This window comes from Anaerobacillus sp. 63XJN7_5_ISO-PGPR-S23-430 (assembly GCF_056173695.1).
In genome coordinates this window covers 50,763-76,999 of record NZ_CM149686.1, presented here as the reverse complement: position 1 = coordinate 76,999, position 26,237 = coordinate 50,763, and the positions used below count along the sequence as shown (strand labels likewise).

The following is a 26,237-nucleotide window of genomic DNA, read 5'->3' as shown; positions in this document are numbered from 1 at the left end:
AGAATCTTTAAAAGATCAGTCGTACGCTAATTATACCCCTTCAAAAAACAACGTGTCAATTTGAGGAAGAAGGAAGCTTAAAGATTGTCTCTCCGGGTTTTGACATAAAGTAGTCTCTTCTTGCCAATTCACCGATATAATCAAGGTCATTAAGTTTCTCAATTTCTTCCGTTAAATATTTTTCCTGGTCTTTCAGTTTCGTTAATTCTTCTTCAGCCTGCTTTTGCTGTAAGTTTTTTTCTTCGATCGTTGCTGCCTGTGAAGTGAATACGGAGATGAATAGAATAGCTATGGCTAAAGCAGCTACCGCGAAGGCTGTCAGACGCCGTACAAGACCTCTCTTTCTTCGTTCTTTCACTTTGTCCTGTAGCTGTTTCTCTTGATGATATTCCGAATGCACTTCCGTAACTTTAGGCTTACGCTTATTCGCAGTAACCAAGCTTTTCCCTCCTCACTTTCGTATTTTAGTTAACCAATGGTATATGTAGTTCTTTATTTTATCGGCAACTCCTGCTAATTTTATTAGTGGCATTTGTACCGATTGTGGTATTAATCGCCAGATCAACGAGAATCCCCACTTTAACGGTACCCAAAAAAACTTAAAGATAAACCAAAAAATGGTTGTCATAATACTCACTATCATCATACATAAGCTAAATACAACTTTCAATATGAACCTTATCGGCTGATAAATAAGATAAATAAATAAAGACTTCACAAAACGAATAATAGCAATAGTTATTAAAATGATTCGTTCAAGTAAACGGCGATATAACGGTTGAAAAAGGGACCGATATGCTGCATAACCACATAATATGGCCAAAAAGACATAAAATCGTAATTCACCCTCGTTAACAAGATAGAGAACATAAAAGATAATCAGCCCTTGTAGCAACCAGAAAACGATATCGTTCGCATAGAGCCACAAACTTTTACTTCTATCTGGATGAAGAAAACGGCTATAGGTATCCATGGCTATACCAAGCCACACCCCCATAGCCACCATGGCTACCATCGTATAAAATTGCACCGTTAGCGTCATTTGAACAGCTTGCTAAAGAAACCTTTAGCTTTTTCCCCTTCGTGATGATCGAGATAACTAAGATCAAAGATTTTCCCTTCGATCGAAACACGACCTTGCTCGACATTTAAATTTTTCATTTTCAAATGCTGCCCTCTGATCGCAAGAAATCCCATTGCTGTTTCTAGAAGAAATTCTTCATTATCGAAGCTATCGACGTGCTTCACACCTGTAATTTCAAGCGACTTTCGCGACTTCATAACTAAATCATGCTCTGGGGTGTTAGAAGCCTTATCGTATGTGCCATATTCATAATAATTATCCATCGCTCTCCTCCTCTTCTCGATACATGTCTATGAGAAGAAGAGATCATTTAGAACAAGCTGTTCTGATGGCTAAAACGATTCAAAAAGTAGCCCATTCCCTTCTCATTAAAAGAGAATTTCAAAATGAACATCAATAAAAAAAAGACCCTCTCGGATCTTTTTTATTCACCTGCAGCTTCTTCTTTTAAAATGGTAAACATATTGCTAGCTTCTTCTTTCTTCGTTGTTTCTTTAATTTCATCAACTCGGGCCGTCACTTTCTTATGACCAAAGGAAATCACCAGTTCGTCGCCGGCCTTCACATTTGTTCCAGCTTTAGCTTTATTTCCATTCACTTCAATTCGTCCTTTATCACAAATTTCTTTTGCGATTGAACGACGTTTAATTAAACGCGATACTTTCAGAAATTTATCTAATCTCATTTGTTTCAACGCTCCCTATTAAATTCCTTTTTCTTTTGCCTCATCCCAGAAGTGATCAAGTTCCTCAAGTGATAAATTCTCGATCTCAAGTCCCTTTTCCTTTACCCGATTCTCAATATATTGAAAACGCGAGAAGAATTTATGATTCGTGCGATGGATCGCCACTTCCGGATCAACTTTATAGTACCGAGCTAAATTGACGACAGCGAACACTAAATCGCCTAATTCGTCTTCTCGATCATCAAAAGATTTTTCATTTACAGCTTCTTTAAATTCGGCTAGTTCCTCATAAATCTTTGCCCAAATCGGTTCAACTTCGTCCCAGTCAAACCCGACTTTCGCAGCAGCCTTCTGGATTTCATTGGCGCGCATGAGACCTGGAAGCCCTTTTGGTACCTGATCAAACTGTGATGGTGCAATTTTCTTTTCTTCTTCTTTCACTCGCTTCCAAACACCAGCTACTTCCTCGGCTGTTTGCACATTTTCGTCGCCGAATACGTGTGGATGCCTCCGTATTAATTTGTCGTTTAGCTTATGAATCACATCATCCACAGAAAACATACCTTCATCTTCACCTATCTGAGCATGAAGCATAACTTGAAGCAGCACATCACCAAGCTCTTCTGCGAGATGCTCTTCATCTTGATCATCAATAGCTTCTAATACTTCATAGGCTTCTTCAATCAAATATTTTTTGAGAGACTCATGCGTCTGCTTTCTATCCCACGGACACCCCCCAGGTCCTCGCAGTGTTGCAACCACATTTCGTAACCATCCGAAATCCTGGTAGAGAAGATTTTCTTCTTTTACTGGAGGAACGTAGACAGCGGTTAAATTATTTACTTCCATCGAACGATCTAATTCAAATAGGGGAACAGAGACGATTTTCTCATCCCGACTTCCCGCTGCTTGCAGTACAGTAATTTCATAATCGTCAGGTAAGAGCTCCATTAATGTGAGTTTTACACTCGATGCTGTAAATTGATCATAAACTTGGACAAAGATTAAGTGATTACGTACCTGAACCTCAGACTTTGTAAAACGCGTGGCATCTAGAATTTGACAACCTTCAATAGGATCGATTCGAACTGCAGTAAAAAGCGCATCAAGAAAGCTTTGACCTCCAGCAACAGTCACTTCAACACCATGTTGAGATTGTTCTTCCAACAGGAGCTGTACGGTTGCTTCAGCCATCATTGGATGACCAGGTACTGCGTAAACAAGCGATCCTTTTTGTGCTTCATGAAACAGCTGATTAACAATGGTTCGATAAGTCTCCTCGAAAGATTCATTCGCTTCATATACCTCATCAAACCCTGTCATCGATAGCCCATCATCCATCAATTCCCTAAGAACGGGATGATCAAGCGTCCTAGCAAATATCCGTTCAGCTGACTGAAGCGTGCGGTAACTTCCTAGTGAAAGCTGACTGAGATCTCCCGCTCCAGTTCCTACAATTGTTATACGTGGCATCGCTTATGCCCCTCTCCGTAATTTATTTTGATAGATCGTAATAATTTCTCCTTTTGGCAATTGCATTAATTCTTTCTCTGTAAACACCCGCAGCGCTAATGTTGCAAACCCAAAAACGATGCCTCCGAGTAATGCGCCTCCAAGTGCTGAAACGCTTGAAAGCCCCCTAGAAAGGAAGGAGGGGATAAATAGTTGCAGAATGATTACTGCTGCACTCATGAACATAACGGCTGTTACTGCACGCCTTAAATGAAATTGGTACTGGAGAAGCCCTACTTTGTAATATACGGCAAGAATGGCGAGCGTAGCGACAACGACAAAGCCAAAAACCGTGGCCACTGCCGCCCCATTAATACCGATAAGCGGGATTAGAACAAGGTTTAACAATCCCTTAACTAGTATTCCAATTCCAGCATACCGAGCAGCGTTTCTCGCTAAGCCTACTCCTTGCAAAACACCTGCTGCCGTCATGCTAAGCGAACTAAAAAAGATTGCAATGGCAAGGATACTGAGCGTAGCAGAAAGGGATTGATCTTTAAATAACATCATGTTTGTCTCACTCATAATAATGGCCAATCCCGCTGCAGCAGCAAGCCCTATTACAAAGCTCACTTTAAGAGCAAGAGCTGTTTTTTCGCGAATCAATATCTCATTATTCTCTGCAGCCGCTTTAGAAATGACTGGGACAATCGATAATGAGAGAGATGTGGCCAGAACGGTACCGACCTGCATTAATGGCTGTCCTCGATCAAATACCCCTTTCATTTCACGAGCTTCTAAAGAAGAAAGACCATGCTCAGTTAATCCCGGCACAATCGTTAAAGCATCCATTAACTGAAATAGCACCAATACAAGCGCACTTACACAAATTAACGTCCCTTCTGTTAGGAGCCTACGCGCAATGCCAATGAACCGAAAAGGCTCAAATTTGATTTTCGTTATTTTAGCTACTCGTTTTTTAAATCGAAGCACTACAAGAAGCAATAGCGCAGCGACTCCTCCTAATATTGACCCTAGCGCTGCACCTGTACCAGTCGCATATGCATCCGCTCCGCCCGCTACAAGACCAATTGAAATAGCAAGAATAGCGATAACACGAATCGATTGTTCTGTCACTTGAGACCATGCAGTAGGTACCACATTTTCCTGCCCCTGAAAAAAACCTCTGATTGAAGCAATGCCAGGCATAATAAGAAATGAAAATGCCGTCATTCGCAGAGGACCAACTAAATTTCGATCCGCCATTAAAGCCGCCACCGCTGGCGCACCTGTATAAAGCAAAATAAAGCCTGTAATGCCTAGAATCACAACCACGCAAAAGCTATACCGTGAAAGCTCCTCAGCCTTCTCATACTCACTTTTTGCAATTTCTTCTGAAATAAGTCGGGAGATCACGACAGGAAACCCATATGTAGCAAGTATTATCGCGATTGAGTAAAATGGATAAATTTGTTGATACACATAAAAACCGATGTCACCAGTTATATTTTGATAAGGAATTCGATAGCCGACGCTGAGGACTTTCATAAAAAGGGCTACTGCAGTTAGCAGAAGTGCGCCTTGCCAAAATCCTTTTTGATTTTCTTCTTTTGTCATATACACCTGCCAAATGAAAGTACCAGTTTATGTACGAATTATATCACATGAATAAAAGTGGGAAACTTTTCAAGCTTCATAAAACGAAGAAAATGGAGGCATTGGCCTCCATTTTCTTCTATACTTATTGTTCCATTTGTCTTGCTAGGAAACCAGCTGCCGTTTCAGACAGCTTTTGTTCCAATTCAGTCACTTTTTCATCTTCTTTTGCAAGTAGAATCACCGTACCAATTGGATCGCCATTCGCTATAATTGGAGCTATCACGTGACCTGTATCAACAGGAACACCTTCAATGAGCTCTGACTTACTTTCGTTCAGTAAACTTCTTCGCTCATTCATTGCTTTTTCTACAGAATCGCCAATGCTTTTGTTCAAATACTCTTTCTTTGGTCCCCCCGCAGCTGTAATATAGACATCTCGGTCAGATATGAGAGCAATGTGTCCCGAATGTTCTGCAAGAGACTCGGCATACTCTTTGGCAAAGTCACCTAGTTCACTAATGGGAGAATACTTCTTAAGAATAACTTCCCCTTCGCGATCAACAAAAATTTCTAATGGATCTCCTTCTCTAATCCTGAGGGTTCTGCGAATTTCTTTCGGAATGACAACACGACCCAAATCATCAATACGACGAACGATACCTGTTGCTTTCATCTAAGTTGCCTCACTTTCTGGAAGTTGTAGGTGATTGCTCCAATCACTTTTACTATTGTTTGTTCTACAATATGTTTCCATTAGTATCCTTTCGAGGTATCAGTTCTATTCACAAACCTGTCAAAATTATGAGATTCATCCAAAATCGACTTTAATTCGCATTCATTGGCTGTTTTACTGCTTGCTTCACTTTCTTTAAGACTTTCTCAACAAGCTGTAGGTGAGCTTTTGTATCAAGACCTCTTCCTTTCACCGTTACCTTCACTTTATTTCCATCTGCTCCTAAAGCTAACTTATTTCCAAATTCATTCGCTACTTCAAAAATTGTTTCCCCACCAATCGTCTCTCGAGCCGATTCATGGAATAGAAGTTGTATATCTTTTTTACTTCGGCCAACTTTCTCAACCTTAACTTCTTTGGCAATCTCTTTCATGCGGGAGACCTGGAAAAGATAGTCCACTTCTTCAGGAAAATCACCGAAGCGATCCATCATTTCATCTTGTAAGTCCATAATATCTTTCAACGATTCAATTGATCGGAAACGTTTATACATATCGATTTTCTGTTTCTCATCGTTAATATACGTACCAGGAATATAGGCATCTACTTCAAGGTCAATTTCAACGCTAAATGCCTTCTCTTTCGGTGCATCACCTTTTCTTTCTTCGATGGCATCTTTTAACATTTGAGAATATAAATCAAAACCAACTGAATCAATAAACCCATGCTGTTCCGCACCTAGAAGGTTACCAGCACCTCGAATCGAAAGATCTCGCATCGCAATTTTAAATCCAGAACCTAGCTCAGTAAATTCCTTAATCGCTTGAAGACGTTTTTCCGCTACTTCGGTTAAAACCTTATCCCGTTGATAAGTGATATAAGCATAAGCTACTCGGTTGGAACGCCCAACGCGACCACGTAGTTGATAGAGCTGAGAAAGCCCCATTTTATCCCCATCATATACGAGCAGTGTATTGACATTCGGAATATCAACGCCTGTTTCAATAATCGTTGTACTTACAAGAACATCGTAATTCCCATCAAGAAAATCAATCATCACAGACTCAAGCTCCGTCTCAGTCATTTGACCGTGTGCAAAGCTGACTCTTGCTTCAGGCACTAGTGTACGAATTTGGTCTGTCATGTATTCAATTGATTCCACTCGATTATAAAGGAAATAGACCTGTCCCCCTCGAGCAAGCTCTCTTTCAATTGCCTCTCGTACAAGCGTGCCGCTATATTCAACCACATACGTTTGAACTGGGAAGCGATTCTCAGGCGGGGTCTCGATCACGGATAGGTCCCTCACACCTAACATCGACATATGAAGCGTTCGTGGAATTGGCGTTGCAGTAAGAGTAAGCACATCGACATTCGCTTTTAACTTTTTAATTTTCTCTTTATGTGTTACTCCAAAACGCTGTTCTTCATCCACAATAAGTAATCCAAGCTCGTTATAGGTGACGTCCTTTGATAAAAGACGGTGCGTACCAATAACAATATCAACGGTCCCATTTTTCAATCCTTTTAACGTCTCATTTTGCTCTTTACGTGAGCGAAAACGACTTAATAAGCCAATGTTAATCGGGTGATCTGCAAAACGCTCTTGAATCGTTGCAAAATGCTGCTGAGCTAGAATTGTAGTTGGAACAAGCAAGGCTACTTGCTTTCCGTCCATTATAGCTTTAAAAGCGGCACGGATACTTACTTCTGTCTTACCGTAACCAACATCTCCACAAAGCAATCGATCCATCGGACGTGTTTTTTCCATATCCTCTTTAATTTCTTGAATGGCTCTAAGCTGGTCGTCTGTTTCTTGATAAGGGAAGGCAGCTTCAAATTCTCTTTGCTCTTCCGTATCTTTCTCAAAGCTGTGGCCAACGCTTGCTTCACGTTCTGCATACAATTTAATTAAATCGTCTGCAATATCTTCAACGGAAGATTGTACTTTACGTTTAACTTTCTTCCACTCTGTTCCACCAAGCTTATATAGTTTTGGTTCTTTTCCTTCAGATCCAACGTACTTCATCACCTGATCAATTTGTTCAACTGGTACATACAAGTTGTCATTACCAGCATAGCTCACATACAGGTAATCCTTATGAATACCACTCACTTCAAGGGTTCGGATACCGAGATACTTTCCTATCCCATGATTCACGTGAACGATATAATCGCCTACTTTTAGTTCTGAATAACTCTTGATTCGCTCGGCATTAGACATCTTTTGAGAGCGACGCGGTTTTTTCGACTGTTTCGTAAACACTTCCGCCTCTGTTAGAACGGCTAGCTTTTGCATCGGCAGTTCAAATCCACCATTAAGACTTCCGATTAATATCTGTGGCTGCTGATGAGAGATCGGCGTATCTTGTTCGACCATCATCGCATTAATTTCATAATCCTCTAGTACACGTTCAAGTCGTTTACGTCTTTCTTCCGTTGCTGCAAGAAAGACAATCGCCATACCGCTTTTCTTCCATCGTTCAATCTCAGTACTTAATACTTTCATCTGACCATGGAAATTTTGCATCGCTTTACTTGAAGCATTAATGATATTCTCAGGATTTGTATAGGGAACATGTCGTAAGAAAATCGATAAATAGATAGTTGAGTGTACAGGCTTAGCGAATAACGTATCATAAGATCTCGACAGGGAAACAGACGAGACAATCTCTCCTTGATTGAGAAGAGCTGTTTGCCATTCTGCTTCTTCCTTATCCAGATCAGATGACATTTCCTGAATGCGACTCACTTCATCAAAAACGACCAGACCATCATCGGGTAAATAGTCTAGCAAACTCGCAGGCTGATCGTAATAAAAGTCCATGTATTTGATAACACCCTGGAAATTTTGCTGGCTTTTTAATTGATCAATTTCGTAAGTAATGTTTTCATGCATTGCTTCTTTTACTTTCTGATCCTTCACTTTCTTTAAAGAACTCTGAAGTTCTTTTTGAAGACGTTCTGCCCCTTTTTCATAGTGCTCAGGGAATAAAACAACTTCGTCTGCTGGTCCTATCGTAATTCGTTCTGTTTTGTTAGCAGAGCGCTGAGACTCGATGTCAAAAAATCGAATCGAATCAACTTCAGTATCAAATAACTCAATTCGTATTGGGCTATTTTCAGTCAATGGATAAATATCTATGATACCACCACGCACACTGAACTCCCCCGGTGAAGATACCATTGGTACTCGTTCATAACCCATCGCTACAAAAGTAGCGAGTGTTTCATCCAAAGGAATATCGTCGCCTACTGCAAACGAAATCTGACTTCTTTCCCAGATACTCTTCGGTGGTAAATATCTTCTTACTCCCGAGATCGGGGCAATCACAATACCATTGTTATTTTTCATCCAATAATTTAAAGCTTCCATTCGCTGCCCTCTTAATTCCGGGCTAGCAATCGCGATTTCCGAAGAAATGAGTTCATTAACTGGGTATAAGTAAACTTCGTCTGGTGAAACAAGCTCACACATGTCTTCATATAGCTTTTGAGCTTGATATAAATTATGGGTAATAATCAGCTGGGGGCGCTTTGTTTCATGATAGAGAGAAGCCATTAGGAACATCCGAGCAGAACCAGCTAGCCCTGCAACAAGTTGTTCTTTAAGACCCTCTTTCACCCCGGTAAAAACGGATTGGAATTCATCGCCCTTACTAAAATATTCTCTTAAGCCTAACATCGGTAGGTTATTCTCCCCTCTCACTCTGAAAAGCGCAAGCGCACATGTAGTCCCAAGAAGCGCTTCCACCAATTAGTCAAAACAGATCTTGATTGTTTTGAAAAAGGCGAAGCAGCCCAAGGGACCTGGCACTGAAGCTAGACTTCTCTTAAATTTATATTCTATAACACAAACTAATGTTTATAATCATTCTGTTAACGCAAAAATGCTTTGGACGAACTCCCAAAGCTTCTTACTGAATAAATGTATCAAGCTCATGAAAAGAAGGCGTACGCTCCATAGCTTCATGACAATCTTCACAAATGGCTTTCACTTCAATTGTACCATCGTGGTGGTAATGAACCATTGCTTGCCGCTCCTCTTCAGTGAGCTGCTGAAATCCGAGTTCATCAGCTGTGTGATTCATCTGTGACAGTCTTCCAATCTCAGCTCTACAGTGACGACATACGTAATGAATATCCATAACAGATCCTCCCTGTTCCTAACTTTTACTAGTATGGACGGGAGAATAGAAGGATATTCACGTGTTATATTGATTCATTACTTCTGGGAACGACGTCGTTGTCCATGCTTCACAAGCTTTGACCGTCTGTTCAATGGCAAGCTGAATTGGCTCTGCCTCTTCTTTAGAGAATGGCTTTAGAACGTAGTCAATAACGGACTGTCTGGCAGATCGATCAATTCCTATCCGCACTCTCTTAAAATCTTGAGTATGAATGTGCGTGATAATCGACTTCATCCCATTGTGACCACCGGCGCTACCTTTTTGACGAATTCTCACTTTACCAGTAGGAAGGTCCAAATCATCGTAAATGACTAGCAAATCATTCACTTCAATATTAAAGTATTCCATCAAAGGACGTACCGATTCACCTGACAAGTTCATATATGTTTGCGGTTTTAAGAGGTACACTACTTCTCCGTTTACTATACCTTTCCCATAGATCCCTTGAAATTTCTTCTGATCTAAAGATATGCCTAAGTCTTTCGATAGCTGATCAATAGCCATGAATCCTACATTATGTCTTGTATTATCAAATTTCTTCCCCGGATTACCGAGGCCTACAATTAATTTCAACAGCTGACGCCCTACCTTTCATTACTTTTATTCTATCCTATCAAAAATGCGACCACTTATTCACCTGTTAGCTCATTATCTTGAAAAAAAGACGTAACCCGTTCGGTTACGTCTTCGAAGTTTATTCGGTTTTCGTTGTTTCATCATCAGTTTTTTCTTGATCTGCTGGTGGCTCTTCAGCCACTTCATCAGCTTCTTCTTCGTCTTCAGCAGGTTCTTCCGTCGGAGGAACAATCGAAGCAATTGGCTCTTCAGCGTCTAGAAGAATTTCGTATTTATCTCCTTTTGGAAGATCTCCCGCTTGAATAGCGTCTCCAATGTTAAGTTCAGCAATACTAACGTCGATGCTATCAGGGAAATCGTTCGGCTTCGCTTTTACGAGAATCTCGTGAAGCATTTGCTGAACAACGCCACCCTCTTTGCTACCTGCAGCTTCGCCAGTCAAATGAACTGGAACCTCTGCTTCAACTTCCTTGTTAAGGTCAACTGAATAGAAGTCTACGTGAAGAACTTGATTCTTAATTGGGTCAACTTGCATGTCGTAAACCATGACTGGGTAAGTGCCTTGTCCTTCAAAGTTCAATTCAATAACGCCGTTTTTTCCGACCTGACGATATACTTTAATGAACTCTAAAGCGTCAACCTGTACCGGTGCGCTTTTGCGGTCTTTACCGTAAAGAACAGCCGGAAGACCTTCTTCTGTTTCGCGTAATGTTCTAAGTTCACTTCTTTTTTTCGTATTACGATCTAATGCTTTTAATGTTGCTGCCATTTGAAATCACCTTCCTGATTAGGTTTTACTCTTCTATATGGATACCCATAATCACGAGGCAATAAACATAAATTATTTAATCAAATAATTTACTTACAGAAAGTTGCTCATGAACACGGATGATTGCTTCACCAAGAAGAGGTGCAACAGATAGTTGTGTGATTTTATCGATTTGCTTATCATGCGGAAGCGGAATCGTATTTGTGATAGCAAGTTCCTTAATTTTAGATTGATCGATGCGTTCAATAGCTGGTCCTGATAAAACAGGGTGCGTACAGCATGCAAAGACTTCTGTCGCTCCATTTTCGATCAATGCATTGGCTGCTAAGGTAATTGTACCGGCCGTATCAATAATGTCGTCAATAATGATTGCCGTTTTCCCTTCAATATTACCTACAATATTCATGACCTCTGCTACGTTTGGACGTGGACGACGCTTATCAATAATAGCAATTGGTGCCTTCAGTCGCTCAGCAAGCTTGCGAGCACGAGTTACACCGCCATGGTCTGGAGATACGACAACAATATCTTCAAGGTTCTTTTCTTCAAAGTGTTTAGCGAGAGTCGGAACCCCCATTAATTGATCAACAGGAATGTCAAAGAATCCTTGAATCTGAGAAGCATGAAGATCGAGTGTAATGAGTCGAGTTACTCCAGCAACTTCAAGTAAGTTTGCAACTAACTTCGCCGTAATGGGTTCACGAGACCTTGCTTTACGATCCTGACGTGCATATCCATAATAAGGGAGTACAATATTAATTGTTTTAGCTGAGGCTCTCTTTAGCGCATCAATCATGATAAGAAGCTCCATAATGTTTTCGTTTACTGGAGCACAAGTTGATTGGATAACGTAAACGTCACACCCACGAATACTCTCTTCAATGTTAATCTGGATTTCCCCATCGCTAAAGCGAACAACAGAACATTTCCCCATCGGAACACCAATATGTTCTACGATCTCTTCTGCAAGATCAGGATTCGAGTTTAAACTAAACACTTTCAAGTTTGGATCTAAATAATTAGCCATTGGCCGGTACCCCTCCATTAATTAGTAAGAAAAGCGCGAGCGTCTTAATCACTTCAAAACGATTATGCATTGTAGTAAGACACCAAGAGTTCAAGCTTTCTTATCTTCTTAAAATTAACTATCCTTCTTTTTCGTTGCGTAGTCTTCTTTATTCGTCTGACGAGAACGAGCAATTGATAGCGCCTGTTCAGGAACATCATCTGTGATCGTCGATCCAGCAGCAACAGTTGCACCTTTACCTACCGTTACAGGGGCAATCAAATTCACATTACATCCAATGAACGCGCCATCTTCAACTTTTGTTAGGTACTTTTTCTTACCATCATAATTTACTGTAATAGAACCACAGCCAAGATTCACATCTTTACCAATTTCAGCGTCGCCAACATAGCTTAGGTGAGAAGCTTTGCTACCATCACCCATAACGGATTTCTTTACTTCAACGAAGTTTCCAATCTTCACTTCGTTCCCAATTTGTGAAGCTGGACGAACGTGTGCGAAAGGACCAATATTGACAGCATTTCCCACTTCGCTATCATGAATAACCGATTGTTTCACAACGCTCTTATCTCCAACTTTACTATCCTTAATTTCAGAGTTAGGGCCGATCTTAGCTTCATTACCAATAGTGGTTCTGCCAGTTATAGTGGTTCCTGGATAGATAACAGTATCTTGACCAATCACTGCTTCTGAAGAAATATATGTTTGATTGGGATCAATTAACGTAACGCCATTACGCATATGTTTCTCATTAATTCGTTTTTTCATCGCAATTTCAGCTTTTGAAAGCGCGACTCGATCATTTACGCCCATTGTTTCATCAAAATCTGCTGTTTGATAGGCGCTTACGACCTCACCTTGCTTTTGAAGAATTTCAACAACATCTGGAAGATAATACTCTCCCTGAGCATTTTCATTCTTAACGAGCTGAAGCGTCTCAAAAAGGGTTTTGTTATCAAAACAGTATGTACCTGTGTTAATTTCCGTTACTTTCTGCTCAGCTTCACTTGCGTCTTTCTGTTCGACAATTCGTTGAACACTTCCATTCTCATCACGGATAATTCGACCGTATCCAAATGGATTATCCGCATCTGCTGTTAGAATCGTGGCTTTTGCACCCTGATCTTCATGATAAGTCAATAGTGCATCCATTGTTTCTTTCGTAATTAAAGGGGTATCTCCACATACGACAAGGGTGACGCCATCCTTATCGGATAGGGTGTCTTGAGTCTTCATCACAGCATGCGCTGTACCAAGCTGTTCTTCCTGGAGGACATAATTCACTCGACTACCAAGCTGGTCACGAACCTTTTCAGCGCCGTGACCGACGACAGTTACAATGTTTTGGAGCTTAAGTTCATCAAGTTGATCAACAACATGCTCTACCATAGGCTTCCCACAAACGGGGTGAAGCACTTTATAAAGCTTTGATTTCATCCGTGTTCCCTGACCTGCTGCTAGCACAACTGCAAATCTATTCATGTATATGGTTCCTCCATTGTATCCTATTTTTCCACTTTGACTATATCTCAAAAACCCCTCATTTTCAAGGAAGTTCCCTAAATCCTCAGCATATAAAAAGTTGGAAAAGAAAGGTCTATGACTTTTTTCTAAATGAAGCGAAATTTCTGGTCAAATAAAAAAGCCCGGTCAGTTGACCAGACTTTTACGATTAGGAAGCTCCAGCTTCCTCATAAGCAGCTTCCATTTCACCAACACGGTGATATTCAGCTAACACAGCTGTTTGAATCTTTTCCCTTGTATTCGAGGAAATTGGATGAGCGATATCGCGAAACTCTCCATCTGGAGTTCTTTTGCTTGGCATCGCTACAAACATGCCGTTATTCCCATCAATGACGCGAATATCATGAACGACGAATTCATGATCCATTGTGATGGAAGCGATTGCGCGCATGCGTCCTTCCGTATTCACACGACGTAGGCGAACATCTGTAATTTCCAACTTGAGTGCACCACCTTTTTCCATTAATTAGAGCATATATGCACTATTCAACTTCTAGTTATTAATTCCTTCTTCTAAATATAAAAAATGTTATAAAAATTTAGTTGCTTTCATCCTAAGATTCTATTCCAGAATAAAAAATCGACTGAAACAAGCTAAATTAATCACCCTAGTGACATTCACTCCAAAAACTTAAATAAGTCAGAAAAAAGTTTCATAAATAAAAAAACCACTCAGCGTGGTCCTACCCCTGTCAAGTAGACAGTCTAAAAAAACTAAGCTGCCAACGCGTGTCGATATTCAATCGGCGCGCGTTGCTTTAATTTCTTCTGGAAACGTCTGTAGTTATAGTGGTAGATGTAATCCTCGATTGCTTGTCTGATCTCGTTTTCTGTTTTACACTGATTGATATACAACTTCTCTGTTTTGAGATGCGAAAAGAAGGACTCAATGCAGGCATTATCCAGGCAGTTTCCTTTGCGAGAGTGGCTGCCCTTAACGCCGTATTCTTCTATTCGTGTGTTGTATGCCTTAGACGTATACTGAAAGCCTTGATCCGAATGGAGAACGGCTTTCGTTACGTCTTTTTTCTTTGTCCATTGCGCAACTGTATCTAGTACAAGCGCTAAATCGTTGCGTTTAGAAAGCTGCCAGCTTACGATCTCATTGTTGAATAAATCTTGAATCACAGATAAGTAATAGAATCGTTTACCATCTGATACATAAGTAATGTCCGTCACCATTTTCTGATTCGTTCCATTTGCTTTAAAGTTTCGTTTTAGCCTATTGGGATTGATCACAGATGGAGTGTATCCATGCCTTTTCCTCTTTCTACGAATCACCGATTGAATGCCCATCTCGCTCATCAATCGATACACCTTTTTGTGGTTGATGCGGTAACCACTTTCTTTTAATAAACGCGTCATAGTAGGGTAACCTGTTTCCGGATGAAGAAAATGAATCCCCATCATATGCATTTGGATGTCATGATCTTGATTGGCCCTTTCTTCGCGCTTTACTTTACTAGCTCTCCATTTGTAATAGCTGGATGGTTGGAGGGAAGCAATCTCTAACAACCAGGTAACAGGAGCTTTATTCCTTAAATCTTCCACGGTTTCATACTTTATTTTTTGCGTGATTTTCCCTCCTTTTCGAGATTTTGATACTGCTTTTTTAAGTAATCCACCTGCGCTTTCAGGTAATCTCTCTCTTCTTCAATTGTTTTAAAGTTTGTGCGTGGCCTACCATGCATAGGATTTACCTCACTGCGACTTCGAATATCAAACGGCTCACCGTTTTTCCACTTCCTCACCCAGACTTTCAGCTGTGTACTATTTTTTATTCCTAATTCTTCCGCTAAAGCTTTGTAACTTTGAGAACCATTAATGTATTTCATCACGGCGTTCTGTTTAAACTCGTCTGTATACTTCTCAAACCTCTGCCCTTTTTTAGCCATAGAAAAAATCCCCTCCAAGCATCATTCTTTCCTCCACCATATCATGGAGGTTTTTTTGAATGTCTACTTAAAGGGGATAATATCAGCGGATGAGTGGGTTCAATTGATTAGCCTACTAGGGCAATTACTTCTATTTCGATAAGGGCATCTTTTGGAAGACGCGCAACTTCAACACAAGATCTTGCGGGTTTATGTGCATTGAAATATTCACCATAGATTTCATTGATCGCGCTAAACTGGTTCATGTCTTTAATATAAACTGTAGTTTTTACGACATTCTCGAGTGAAGATCCGGCAGCTTCTAGTACAGCTTTCACATTTTGAAATACTTGATGAGTCTGGTCTTCTATCGCTCCATCAATGAGCGTTCCATCTGCTTTAAGAGGAATTTGGCCAGAGCTATAAAAGATGTTATTCACGATCATTCCTTGTGAATAGGGGCCAATCGCTTCTGGTGCTGATTTCGTATAGACTGTCTTCATTCGTTCTCCACTCCTTCTGTTAATGGCGTAAGAAATTTCTTGTAATTCCCTGGCGCAACCTGAATCGATCGCTCTTTCATATCGACTCCACCAAGGTTCATCATAGATACGTACTCTTCAACTAGTCGTTCTTCGCCTTCACCCTCAGCCTCAACAAGCACTCCAATTCCAGCAACGTCTGCTTGAAATTCTTCAAGCAAATTAACCATTCCTTGAATTGTTCCACCAGCCTTCATGAAATCATCTACAATCAAAACGTTCGCTCCTGGTTTCAAACTTCGACGAGCAAGCGCCATTGTTTGAATTCGTTTTGACGATCCTGATACATAGTTAATACTTACTGTTGAGCCTTCAGTGACCTTGCTATCGCGTCTAACAATGACAACCGGAACGTTAAGATGACTTGCAGCAGCATACGCAAGGGGGATTCCTTTCGTAGCAACAGTCATCACACAATCAATTTTACGATCAGCGAAAACAGACGCAAATAAGCGGCCAACCTGATTCATAATTTCCGGATTACCGAGGATATCTGTTAAATACAAATAACCACCCGGAAGAAGACGATCAGGACTTTCTAGAAAATCGCATAGTTCACCAACCACACGATCTGCTTCTTCTTCACTAATAAGCGGCATGTATCTTACGCCTCCAGCTGCACCTGGAACGGTTAACAACGATCCCACACCCTGTTGTTCAAAATTCTCTTTAATGATGACCAAATCCTCACTTATAGATGATTTAGCCGCCCCGTATCGCTCTGAGAAATAAGTTAGTGAAACTAACCGGTGTGGATGCTCTAATAAATACCTTGTCATATCCACTAGCCGAGAACTTCGTTTCATCTTCATAGAAGAACCTCCAAAAAATCCGAATAATTAATCATAATATATCACTAATGTACGGATTTATTCAAGGGTTCTTCTCACCTAATAGACGTACCGCATAAACTTGACCACAAAAACCTCTTAAACCGTTATAAATTCGTTGCATGCGCGATTCATGTCGTGTAAGACCAAAGACAGTTGGCCCACTGCCACTCATCAGCACACCGTCTGCTCCGAGGCTTTCCATCTTTTCTTTAATTTGACGTACTTCAGGATGAAGTTTCAATGTAACATCCTCGAGAACATTACCAAGGCGCTGACATATCGCTTCATAATTTTTTTCCTCTATTGCTTGCATCATTCCTCTTACGTCTGGATGGTTCATCTCTGCTGTTCTAAGGCGTCGATATACATCTGCTGTCGATACCCCAATAGAAGGCTTAGCAAGAATCACCCAACAAGGAGGTGGTGCATCCATTGGCTGAATAATTTCTCCACGTCCTTTTGCAAGGGCGGTGCCACCATATACACAAAATGCAACGTCTGACCCTATCTCAGAACCAATATTAGCAAGCTCATCATAAGTTAAACCTAATTGCCAAAGCTCATTAAGTCCTCGTAATGCCGCGGCAGCATCACTGCTTCCTCCAGCAAGACCAGCAGCAACTGGAATTTGCTTATCAATCTTGATCGATAAACCCTGCCGAATGTTGAACTTTTTCTTTAATAATGCTGCAGCTTGAAAAGCTAAATTCCTTTGATCGTCTGGAACAAAACCGCTTGTTGACTCAATAATGATTTCATTTCGTCTCAATTCCGTTAACTCAAGTCGATCTGCAAGATCGACATTCGTCATAACCATTTCTACTTCATGAAAGCCATCAGGTCGTTTATGAAGCACATCGAGTGCTAAATTTATTTTCGCCGGTGCTTTCACACTCAGTTTTCTTTTCATCTCGTTCACCTACATTTTCGTCCTACCGTTCGACATTTTAACTTACTGTGAATTATTGTAACACAACAAGCCTAAAAGAAAGAAACGGAATAGGATGCAACCACGGGAGAGTTTAACTTCTCTGCAACAAAAAAAGAACCCTGACTATTAGTCAGAGTTCAATCGTCACAGGGTTCAGTGTTTTTGTTGGTTTGCAAGTTGCTCCTCAGCTAGTTGAATAGCACGCTTCACGATGTTACCTGCATCGCGAGCTTTTATTCCTCCCCAACCTTCTTTCTGAACCGTATCATAAAAACCAAGCTCTTTCGCAATTTCTTCTTTCAATTGATCAGACATAATCCCTTTACGTCTTGCCATGCGAATCAAGCTCCTTTCTATCCTGTAACTCTCTTAGTGTGAGGATCGAAAGCCATCGCTATACTGCCAATATGTAACCAAAAGAAGGAGAAAAATTATTTATTCCCAAATAAAGCAAAAAAGCAGTTAGACCATTTGCCTTAACCGCTTACTGCCGCTTGTTCTTCATTAAATGTAATTTGTACTGTATCTGTTAGAATATCTGTGTAGCTGTATGACACACGCTCAAATGCGTTCGTGTCCTGATCCAGCTTAACAATGAACACTGCCGGGTAGGTTTCTTCAAGGATGCCTGAACGTTGAATTGTCTTTCTGCGACCTCCGTTTGCCTTTAAGGTCAACCGTTTGCCAACCTGAGATTGTAACGTTTGTTTGATCTCAATAATCGTTTTTGCCATCGGAACCTCCACCTCACTTAGACAAATTATAACATCTTTTGCATCATCTTGTCAAATAAAACTTAAATTATAACAACGAAGCAAAAACAATGTCAATTGTTATTTACTGATGATGTGTATTTTTATTGTTTCTTAATTTGTCGAAAAATATGTATACTCATTGAAATATGCTGGTTATCTCAGGTTTCGCATAAGAACATTTCTCTATTCTAGCCCCTTTCAACGAGCTTATTTTTTTATTAAAACTGACGTAAAAAAGCGAACGGATGGATATGTATTCCACCCGTTCGCTCACTCTGAATAATCCTCCTGGTCCTTCATAGGCATACCTGTGCGTAGAATTCCTCTTGTTTCTACTCCACCAAGTCCATCTTCACCAGTCAACGTGTTTCTAAGAGCGTCCCAAACATTAACGTGATCAGTAAAAGATGTGAGTGCAATTTTGGATACGATAAAAACTGGATCAAGCATGTGAATGTTGATTCGAGCTGGAGAGCTTGCAAAATTAGCCCCTGCACGAATGAGTGACTCAAAATGAGACTGACACGCTCCAGCAAAAATTACAAGGTGATCAAGATTCGGAAAAACACTTCTCACTTCTTTTACAGCTCGAACAAAGTACCGTGAATTTCGGTACGATTGAAGATCCTTTTTCTCGCCTTTATGTTTTGTATACGCATCATGCCCTGTGATAACCAAAATATCTGGTCTAACATTGTTAACTAATTTGATAATATTCTCCGGTATTTCGCTTTCCTTCATATATAGCCCATAAACCGGGACGCCAAGACGCTTATACATTTCCAAACATTTACTAAGGTATAGTGGATCCCCGTCAATATGAAGAATTTTCCCCGGTAGTTCAAAAAAACTTGTTTCTTTCTTAAAATGACTAGTTGCCGAATATTCTCGCTTCATTCGCAACAGTTGATAGTCTTGTCGAAACAAACGAAAGGAATAGTCTTCTTTCTCTTTGGACTGCTCCCGTCTCATTTTGTGTTCATTGGAGTCAATTACCACCAGGTCGTCAAACGGGGCATCTGCGATTAGCCTCATATCCTCGCCCACGAGCTCCGCTGACTTACTTGACTCATTCATCCTTGTTACTCGAAAGATTAAGTCACAGCCATATGAACGCCTGGCAACGATATCTCCTTCTTTCATCGTCATTATCTTCCCTCCACACCGCTTGACCTGAAAGACTAAACAGCATCTCCTTTACCTACTATATGAGAACTTTAAGAAAAGATGATTTATATAGAAATGAGAACTTGGTTTACCTTCACTGATTATTAGGAAGATGTTCGAATCATGAAAACTAAAAAAACACCCCGGAAGTTAGTTTATAACTCTAACGTTCGGGGTGCACCACAATCAAGGTGTTTTTTTAGTTTCATTTTTTCTGCTATAAAAAGCATTACTCAACGCCGCGAATTCTTCCATTGAGAGCGTTTCGCCCCGACGTGTTCCATCAATCCCTGTCTCTTGTAATACTTCCTCAATCATTGGCTTTTGCTCTTTACTTAAAAGATTATTTTGCAAATTGTTCAATAAGGTCTTTCTACGTTGACCGAAGCTTGCTCGAATCACTTCAAAGAAATAGGCTTCATTCAAAAGATCGACAGGAGGCTCCTGACGCAGCTCCAAGTGAAGAACGGATGAATCTACATTGGGCTTTGGTACAAAAACGGTTTTTGGTACTGTGAGAGCCGTTTTAGCCACTGCATGGTATTGCACTGCAAGTGATAATGAGCCGTATTCCTTAGAACCAGGCTTTGCAGCAATACGCTCTGCTACTTCTTTTTGAATCATAACAACGATCCCACGTACTGGTAATTTTTCTTCCAATAACTTCATGAGAATAGGCGTCGTCACATAGTAAGGAAGATTCGCTACTACCATCAAATCCTGACCCTCTTCAAACTCTTCTTCAATCACTTGACGAACATCGGCTTCTAACACATCACTATGACGTATGTGAACGTGTGGATAAGGAGAAAGAGTGTCTTCTAGAATAGGGAGTAGACGCTGATCAATCTCAAATGCCACGACCTTTTTAGCTTGTTTTGCTAGTTTCTCTGTTAAGGCTCCAATACCTGGTCCGATCTCGATAGCGCCAGAATTCGGTGATAACTTAGCCTGGTCAACAATTTTTGTTAGGACATTCGAATCAATTAAAAAGTTCTGTCCAAGACTTTTCTTAAAAGTAAAACCATGTTTAGATAAAATTTCTTTTGTTCTAAAAGGGGTTGATATTTCTTTATTCATTTCTCTTCCTCCTGTAACACTTCTTCCAAAGCCTGACTAAACTCTTCTCTTGAAATTTGAAACATTTGTAGCCGTTTGAAAAGCTGCTTTCCATTCATATAGCCCATTTGCAACCGATCTCCTAAAGCTTTTCTTCTCTCCTTAGAACGATCGCCTACAACCAGACCAGCAGCGATAAGATCCTCCCATTCAATCAAAACATCTGGAGCTTCTATCTCTTCTCTTACTGAAAGAATGGCTTCTTGAATATCCTGAATAGAGGCATGTTCAATTCCAACTTTCTTTCCATTAGATGAGATGGCACGTTTTTTATTTAGAAAGGCGTGTTTACAAGAAGGCAGTCGGTCACTAATGATTTGACGAATTCTTGTACCAGGATAATCTGGATCTGTAAAAACAATTACGCCTCGTCTCTTCCAAGCAAGCTCAATACGTCTAAGCGTCTCTTCGCTAATCTCAGATCCATTCGTTTCTAGCGTATCCGCATCAAGCGCTCGTTTCACAGCCAATGTATCGTTTTTGCCTTCTACGATAATGATTTCTTTTACTTTCACTCTGTTTCCTCCATAATACATAACCGATTCTACCCTGTTATTATAACTACACGTGAATTTTTATAGTTTCTCTCATAAATCTTTTCTTTATCATACAAAAAACACAGAGAGAGACTTTCCCCACTCTGTGTTATTAGCATACCATATCTCGATCACTAATCGAGAATTGTAATTTGAACAGTCTTGTTTCCCCATGCGTAAGCTGCAGACTTCGAAGAGAAAAACACATCAATCTTGTTACCTTTAATCGCACCACCCGTATCAGCCGCAATAGCCGTTCCATATCCTTCTACGTGAACTTTTGAGCCGAGGGGAATCACACTAGGATCAACCGCAATGATTTTCGCATCAGGATTAGATTTTAAGTTAAAGCCCGTAGATGTGATACCTGAACAGCCAGCACAATTTGCCGTATAAGCTGTCGTCGATACGTTCATTACCTTCCCTGACGACTTACTTTCAGGTTTAGATGGTGATTTTGAAGTTTTTGTAGCAGGCTTACTAGCTGTCTTTGTTGATTTAGATTGAGTTGAAGGGGCACTGCTAGTTTTCACAGCTGTTTGTGTAATAACCTGGGTACCAACAGCAACGATTTTGTCACTGCTTTCCTTCACTACATCGGTTTTCTTAAGCTCACGGGAAACCTCTTTACCATTTTCTAAAACAACTTCGTAATGTTTCTCCCGCTTGCCTTCTTGTCCGTCTTCTAGGACTGTTTCTTTACCTTTTTGAATTGAACTATCATTCTTCTTAATCGTTGCATAGTCAATCGTCTCTTCCACTACATCGGTGACCTTTTCCACTCGAATCACGTTGATTTCCGAGTTCGCTGTAACGTCCTCATCTTTTTTGGGTTCTACGCGATCAAGTTCTCCAAGTTGTATATTCTGCTGTTCTAAAAAGCCAGCGACCGTAGTCGAAGTTGTCCAAATCTCTTTTTGTTTCCCACCGTCGTTTACCGCAACTTTGAAAGCTTCATCAACGGCAATCGTCATATTTTCTTTCAATTCATCATCGAGTGATACAGACATTTGATCATGCTTACCGAGCTCCATGTTTTGATCTTCAAGAAACCCTTTCACTGTATCTTTGGTGGACCAAACTTGTTGGTTATCCCCATTAATCGATAGCGTTACTTGAAAAGCCGGTTTCCATTCAATCACATCTCCAGCCTCAACCTTGGCTGATAAATCGTGACTTAAATAATCATGAGAACCAGGATTCAATTCTTCATCCTTTAATAACTCCGCAACTGTATCTGCATGTGTATCTACCGGCTTCTCTTCCCCATCAAGGACAAGCGTGACCGAAGCTTTTGTAGTTTCAAACACGATAAAGCCGGAGACTAAACCTAGTACAATTACACTTAAACAAATCATGAATACGTTCTTTCCACCCTTAACGCGAGCAAAAAAGTTTTCCATGTTCGATTTCATTGTCATAGTTACCCCCTGAACCGACTGTGTTTCAAAAAGAAAAGCTTCTTACTTATCCCCAATTGCTAGTTTAGTAGAAAAGGCATCTACTTTGATCTTGTATGATGGGAGAAGTTATTTTTAAAAGCATCCTATCATTTCTTTTCAACGACAACGGTCTTTTTTATTAGCGACTAATACCGAATAATGTCATAGCATTTTCGGATGTTCTTCTTGCTAATTCTTCATAATCCATTTCTTTCAAATCCGCAATTTGTTCAGCGATGAGCTTCACATATGAAGGTTCATTTCGCTTCCCGCGGTTTGGGTGTGGTGCTAGAAAAGGACAGTCCGTTTCAATTAGCAAACGATCAATTGGTATTTCTTTCGCTACTTCTTTTGGTAGTTTAGCGTTCTTAAACGTTACTGGTCCACCTAGAGAAATGTAGAAATTCATATCAAGGCACTCATTAGCCTCTTCTACAGTTCCAGCGAAACAGTGCATGATGCCACCTACCTCAGCTGCATTTTCTTCTTTCAATACATCAATGACATCTCGCGTCGCTTCACGATTATGTATGATGATCGGTAATTTCACTTTTTTCGCAAGTTGAATTTGCTTACGAAAAACATCTTTTTGTATGTCATGAGGTGATTTGTCCCAATGATAATCAAGTCCCATTTCACCGATTGCTACTACTTTTGGATGACCAGCAAGTTCTTCAATCCACTCAAGGTCCTCTTCTTTCATATCAATCGCATCAACAGGATGCCAACCTACGGCTGCATAAAGAAAATCATACTGTTCAACAAGTTCCATAGCATGTGTTATCGTTTCACGATCAAAACCAACAACAACCATCTTGCTTACTCCCGCTGCCTGGGCACGCTCAATTACTTCTTTTTGATCTTCGGAAAATTGTTCAACATTCAAATGCGTGTGTGTGTCGAATAACATGTCAAAACTCCTTCTCCGCTCTAGTACGATGCTAGTGTACCAAATGTCCTAGTTATTTTCTAAGTCTAAACAGTTTCATTTTAATTACATTTTGTTTACAATGCTCACAAAATAAGTTAGAATATTCTGTATATTAAGGTGTTTTGGTTCTTTTTTATATACTTATCTTGCAACTCAAAATGGAAGTTTAGTCACAAATAGCAAAGTAAATGGCAGGGATTTATTGTGAATTAGAAAGTAAAAAAGACCCGGTCTATTTTAAGACCGAGTCATGAGTCATTATTTGATTTGTGTTCCATTTGGCAAGCTTTCAGCAATAGTCGACAATTTCAGCTCGCCGTCATGCTCACCTGCTAGAATCATACCTTCAGATAATTCTCCTCTAAGCTTTACTGGCTTAAGATTGGAAACACAAACAACTTTTTTGCCGATGAGTTCCTCTGGTTTATAATGTTTTGCAATTCCTGAAACAACTTGTCTCGTTTCATAACCAAGATCTAATTTTAATTTCAATAACTTATTGGCTTTTTTCACCGGCTCTACTTCAAGTACTTGGGCGACTCTTAAATCAACTTTTGTAAAGTCATCAATTGAAATTTCATCTAAATCTGGTTTTTCAATTGGCGGTGCTTCCTTAACGACATTGCCACCCATTTGTTCAACTATATATGCAACCTCTTCTTCACGGTCAAGCCTTGGGAAAAGCGGAGCATCTTTTTGAACCGTTGTACCACCGAATCCTTTTTTGAATCCTAATGATTCCCAGCTTGTTTTCTCGCCTTCTTCAATACCTAGCTGTGACCAGATCTTTTTAGGCGTTTGCGTAAGGAAAGGCTGCAATAGAATACCCACTTGTCTCAATGATTCAGCGAGGTGAACCATTACAGCACCAAGCTTGTCTTTATGAGTTTCTTCTTTAGCAAGAATCCATGGTTCTGTTTCATCAATGTACTTGTTCGTTCGACTAATGAGCTGCCAAATCGAAGCAAGGGCAACTGAAAACTCCATGTTTTCAAGAGAGGTCTCTACTTTGGAAATTGTTGAATCTACCATCTCTACAAGAGTATCATCAAAATCTGTGACCGATCCTTCATACACAGGTACTTCACCGTCGAAGTACTTAGCGATCATCGCTACTGTTCGATTTAACAGGTTGCCGAGATCGTTCGCCAAATCATGATTGATTCGCTCCACAAAGCTCTCAGGTGTAAAGACGCCATCTGAACCGAACGGTACTTCACGCAATAAATAATAGCGTAAAGCATCAAGTCCATAGCGATCAATTAAGGTAACTGGGTCAACCACATTACCTTTGGATTTAGACATTTTTCCATCTTTCATTAACAACCAACCATGAGCAAAAACTTTCTTTGGTAACGGCAGGTCTAGTGACATCAGCATAATTGGCCAGTAAATCGTATGGAAACGAACGATTTCTTTCCCAACAAGATGCACATCCGCTGGCCAGAACTTATTATAAAGCTCATCATTTTCAGTGCCATACCCAAGGGAGGTGATGTAATTGGACAATGCATCGATCCAAACATAAATGACATGTTTCGGATCTCCTGGAACTTTAACACCCCAGTCAAAAGAAGTTCTTGATACCGCAAGATCCTCAAGACCAGGCTTGATAAAGTTATTGATCATTTCATTTTTTCGAGATTCCGGCTGGATAAACTCGGGATTGTCTTCATAAAATTTCAATAGACGATCGGAATACTTGCCCATTTTAAAGAAGTAGGACTCTTCCTTTACTTTCTCCACCTCACGTCCACAGTCGGGACATTTCCCATCGACTAACTGGCGTTCAGTAAAGAAGGACTCACATTGTGTGCAATACCAACCTTCATATTGGTCAAGGTAGATATCACCCTTCTCATACATCTTTTGAAAAATCGTTTCGACAATTTCCTCGTGACGCTTTTCGGTTGTACGGATAAAATCATCGTAACTAATGTCTAACTTATCCCACAAATCTTTAATGCCAGCAACGATGTCATCAACATACTTCTGAGGAGTAACCCCCTGCTCGTGTGCTTTCTTTTGGATCTTTTGCCCATGTTCATCCGTTCCTGTTAAATACTGAACATCAAAACCTCTTAAACGCTTGTAACGTGCCATAGCATCTCCTGCTACAGTTGTGTAGGCATGACCTATGTGGAGCTTTCCACTAGGATAATAGATCGGTGTCGTAATATAAAACGTCTTGTCACCCATGTTGCTTCCTCCTTGATTAAAACAGTGATAAAGTGAAAAGCTTAATTCGTTCTTTAGAACAGTGAATCCCCCACCTTAACGCAAAATTGACTCACGTTTAGAGGTGGGGGCTACTGGATAAAAAGCTCCCGCCCCATGTAGGACGAGAACGTTAGCAACTCTCAACTACAGCCCGCGTTTGCGTATCGCTGTGTAACGTCATTTTGTTCATTCAAGTACAATTCTTCTTCATCAAAATATAACTAATTTAAGGAAGAAATGCAAGGAAGCGGAGCTTAAATCGCGTAACCTACACAAATTTACAATTAATGTCGAAGGATTTACAAGAA

The 26,237-nt window shown here is 40.3% G+C and carries 26 protein-coding genes; all 26 read right to left on the bottom strand.

Translation table 11 applies throughout. The features are described 5' to 3' along the window. Window positions 1-55: 55 nt before the first annotated feature. Entirely contained in the window at window positions 56-439 is a 384-nt protein-coding gene (locus AC0VYJ_RS00380) for an FtsB family cell division protein (RefSeq protein WP_226616861.1), read from the bottom strand. Between the two features lie 12 nt (window positions 440-451). After that, window positions 452-1,042: a spore cortex biosynthesis protein YabQ gene (yabQ, locus tag AC0VYJ_RS00375; RefSeq protein ID WP_430243485.1), complete on the bottom strand. Its 591-nt coding sequence runs from the start codon at window positions 1,040-1,042 to the stop codon at window positions 452-454. After that, window positions 1,039-1,347, bottom strand: coding sequence for a sporulation protein YabP (gene yabP, locus AC0VYJ_RS00370; RefSeq protein ID WP_194222605.1), 309 nt, complete (start codon window positions 1,345-1,347; stop codon window positions 1,039-1,041). Before yabP ends, yabQ begins: the two co-directional genes overlap by 4 nt. A 161-nt stretch (window positions 1,348-1,508) precedes the next feature. After that, entirely contained in the window at window positions 1,509-1,769 is a 261-nt protein-coding gene (locus AC0VYJ_RS00365) for an RNA-binding S4 domain-containing protein (protein WP_194222604.1), read from the bottom strand. Between the two features lie 18 nt (window positions 1,770-1,787). Beyond that, window positions 1,788-3,242, bottom strand: a complete 1,455-nt coding sequence (yabN, locus tag AC0VYJ_RS00360) for a bifunctional methyltransferase/pyrophosphohydrolase YabN (protein ID WP_430243487.1) — start codon at window positions 3,240-3,242, stop codon at window positions 1,788-1,790. Between the two features lie 3 nt (window positions 3,243-3,245). Next, window positions 3,246-4,838, bottom strand: a complete 1,593-nt coding sequence (locus AC0VYJ_RS00355; RefSeq protein ID WP_475366280.1) for a putative polysaccharide biosynthesis protein — start codon at window positions 4,836-4,838, stop codon at window positions 3,246-3,248. A gap of 124 nt (window positions 4,839-4,962) precedes the next feature. Further along, window positions 4,963-5,493, bottom strand: a complete 531-nt coding sequence (spoVT, locus tag AC0VYJ_RS00350) for a stage V sporulation protein T (RefSeq protein ID WP_194222601.1) — start codon at window positions 5,491-5,493, stop codon at window positions 4,963-4,965. 151 nt (window positions 5,494-5,644) lie between these two features. Continuing rightward, on the bottom strand, window positions 5,645-9,178 hold the full coding sequence (mfd, locus tag AC0VYJ_RS00345; protein ID WP_475366279.1) for a transcription-repair coupling factor: 3,534 nt from the start codon (window positions 9,176-9,178) through the stop codon (window positions 5,645-5,647). A 232-nt stretch (window positions 9,179-9,410) separates the two neighbouring features. Next, window positions 9,411-9,641, bottom strand: a complete 231-nt coding sequence (locus AC0VYJ_RS00340; protein WP_283153210.1) for an anti-sigma-F factor Fin family protein — start codon at window positions 9,639-9,641, stop codon at window positions 9,411-9,413. Between the two features lie 57 nt (window positions 9,642-9,698). Continuing rightward, a complete protein-coding gene (gene pth, locus AC0VYJ_RS00335) occupies window positions 9,699-10,256 on the bottom strand; it encodes an aminoacyl-tRNA hydrolase (protein WP_194222598.1) in 558 nt (185 codons plus the stop codon). A gap of 121 nt (window positions 10,257-10,377) precedes the next feature. Further along, on the bottom strand, window positions 10,378-11,028 hold the full coding sequence (locus AC0VYJ_RS00330) for a 50S ribosomal protein L25/general stress protein Ctc (protein WP_194222597.1): 651 nt from the start codon (window positions 11,026-11,028) through the stop codon (window positions 10,378-10,380). Window positions 11,029-11,104: 76 nt separating this feature from the next. Beyond that, the gene (locus AC0VYJ_RS00325) at window positions 11,105-12,055 is read right to left on the bottom strand and encodes a ribose-phosphate diphosphokinase (RefSeq protein WP_194222596.1); all 951 of its coding nucleotides are present in this window, start codon (window positions 12,053-12,055) and stop codon (window positions 11,105-11,107) included. Window positions 12,056-12,169: 114 nt separating this feature from the next. Then, entirely contained in the window at window positions 12,170-13,537 is a 1,368-nt protein-coding gene (gene glmU, locus AC0VYJ_RS00320; protein WP_194222595.1) for a bifunctional UDP-N-acetylglucosamine diphosphorylase/glucosamine-1-phosphate N-acetyltransferase GlmU, read from the bottom strand. Between the two features lie 190 nt (window positions 13,538-13,727). Further along, window positions 13,728-14,018 carry a septation regulator SpoVG gene (gene spoVG / locus AC0VYJ_RS00315; RefSeq protein WP_098445913.1) on the bottom strand — a complete coding sequence of 97 codons (291 nt, stop codon included), beginning with the start codon at window positions 14,016-14,018 and terminating at the stop codon, window positions 13,728-13,730. A 275-nt stretch (window positions 14,019-14,293) separates the two neighbouring features. After that, a protein-coding gene (locus tag AC0VYJ_RS00310) for an IS3 family transposase (protein WP_475366278.1) occupies window positions 14,294-15,474 on the bottom strand; the annotation gives its coding sequence in 2 pieces (ribosomal slippage) (window positions 14,294-15,183 and window positions 15,183-15,474; 1,182 coding nt in all). Between the two features lie 107 nt (window positions 15,475-15,581). After that, window positions 15,582-15,956 carry a RidA family protein gene (locus AC0VYJ_RS00305; RefSeq protein WP_194222594.1) on the bottom strand — a complete coding sequence of 125 codons (375 nt, stop codon included), beginning with the start codon at window positions 15,954-15,956 and terminating at the stop codon, window positions 15,582-15,584. Next, window positions 15,953-16,807 (bottom strand): pur operon repressor, encoded by an 855-nt coding sequence (gene purR, locus AC0VYJ_RS00300; RefSeq protein WP_194222593.1) that lies wholly within the window; start codon window positions 16,805-16,807, stop codon window positions 15,953-15,955. Before purR ends, AC0VYJ_RS00305 begins: the two co-directional genes overlap by 4 nt. A gap of 61 nt (window positions 16,808-16,868) precedes the next feature. Next, complete coding sequence (ispE, locus tag AC0VYJ_RS00295) at window positions 16,869-17,738, bottom strand: 4-(cytidine 5'-diphospho)-2-C-methyl-D-erythritol kinase (protein ID WP_404684326.1); 870 nt, start codon at window positions 17,736-17,738, stop codon at window positions 16,869-16,871. A gap of 174 nt (window positions 17,739-17,912) precedes the next feature. After that, a complete protein-coding gene (locus AC0VYJ_RS00290) occupies window positions 17,913-18,095 on the bottom strand; it encodes a small, acid-soluble spore protein, alpha/beta type (RefSeq protein WP_226616845.1) in 183 nt (60 codons plus the stop codon). 140 nt (window positions 18,096-18,235) lie between these two features. Next, window positions 18,236-18,493 carry a biofilm formation stimulator Veg gene (gene veg, locus AC0VYJ_RS00285; RefSeq protein WP_098445908.1) on the bottom strand — a complete coding sequence of 86 codons (258 nt, stop codon included), beginning with the start codon at window positions 18,491-18,493 and terminating at the stop codon, window positions 18,236-18,238. Window positions 18,494-18,784: 291 nt separating this feature from the next. Then, complete coding sequence (yabG, locus tag AC0VYJ_RS00280) at window positions 18,785-19,663, bottom strand: sporulation peptidase YabG (protein ID WP_194222590.1); 879 nt, start codon at window positions 19,661-19,663, stop codon at window positions 18,785-18,787. Between the two features lie 204 nt (window positions 19,664-19,867). Then, window positions 19,868-20,761, bottom strand: coding sequence for a 16S rRNA (adenine(1518)-N(6)/adenine(1519)-N(6))-dimethyltransferase RsmA (gene rsmA, locus AC0VYJ_RS00275; protein ID WP_283153212.1), 894 nt, complete (start codon window positions 20,759-20,761; stop codon window positions 19,868-19,870). Further along, window positions 20,758-21,315: a ribonuclease M5 gene (gene rnmV, locus AC0VYJ_RS00270; RefSeq protein ID WP_226616842.1), complete on the bottom strand. Its 558-nt coding sequence runs from the start codon at window positions 21,313-21,315 to the stop codon at window positions 20,758-20,760. Before rnmV ends, rsmA begins: the two co-directional genes overlap by 4 nt. A gap of 155 nt (window positions 21,316-21,470) precedes the next feature. Beyond that, a complete protein-coding gene (locus AC0VYJ_RS00265) occupies window positions 21,471-22,757 on the bottom strand; it encodes a G5 and 3D domain-containing protein (protein WP_283153214.1) in 1,287 nt (428 codons plus the stop codon). A gap of 160 nt (window positions 22,758-22,917) precedes the next feature. Further along, window positions 22,918-23,688 (bottom strand): TatD family hydrolase, encoded by a 771-nt coding sequence (locus AC0VYJ_RS00260; RefSeq protein ID WP_303536035.1) that lies wholly within the window; start codon window positions 23,686-23,688, stop codon window positions 22,918-22,920. 279 nt (window positions 23,689-23,967) lie between these two features. Then, on the bottom strand, window positions 23,968-25,908 hold the full coding sequence (gene metG / locus AC0VYJ_RS00255) for a methionine--tRNA ligase (protein WP_475366277.1): 1,941 nt from the start codon (window positions 25,906-25,908) through the stop codon (window positions 23,968-23,970). Window positions 25,909-26,237: the final 329 nt, after the last annotated feature.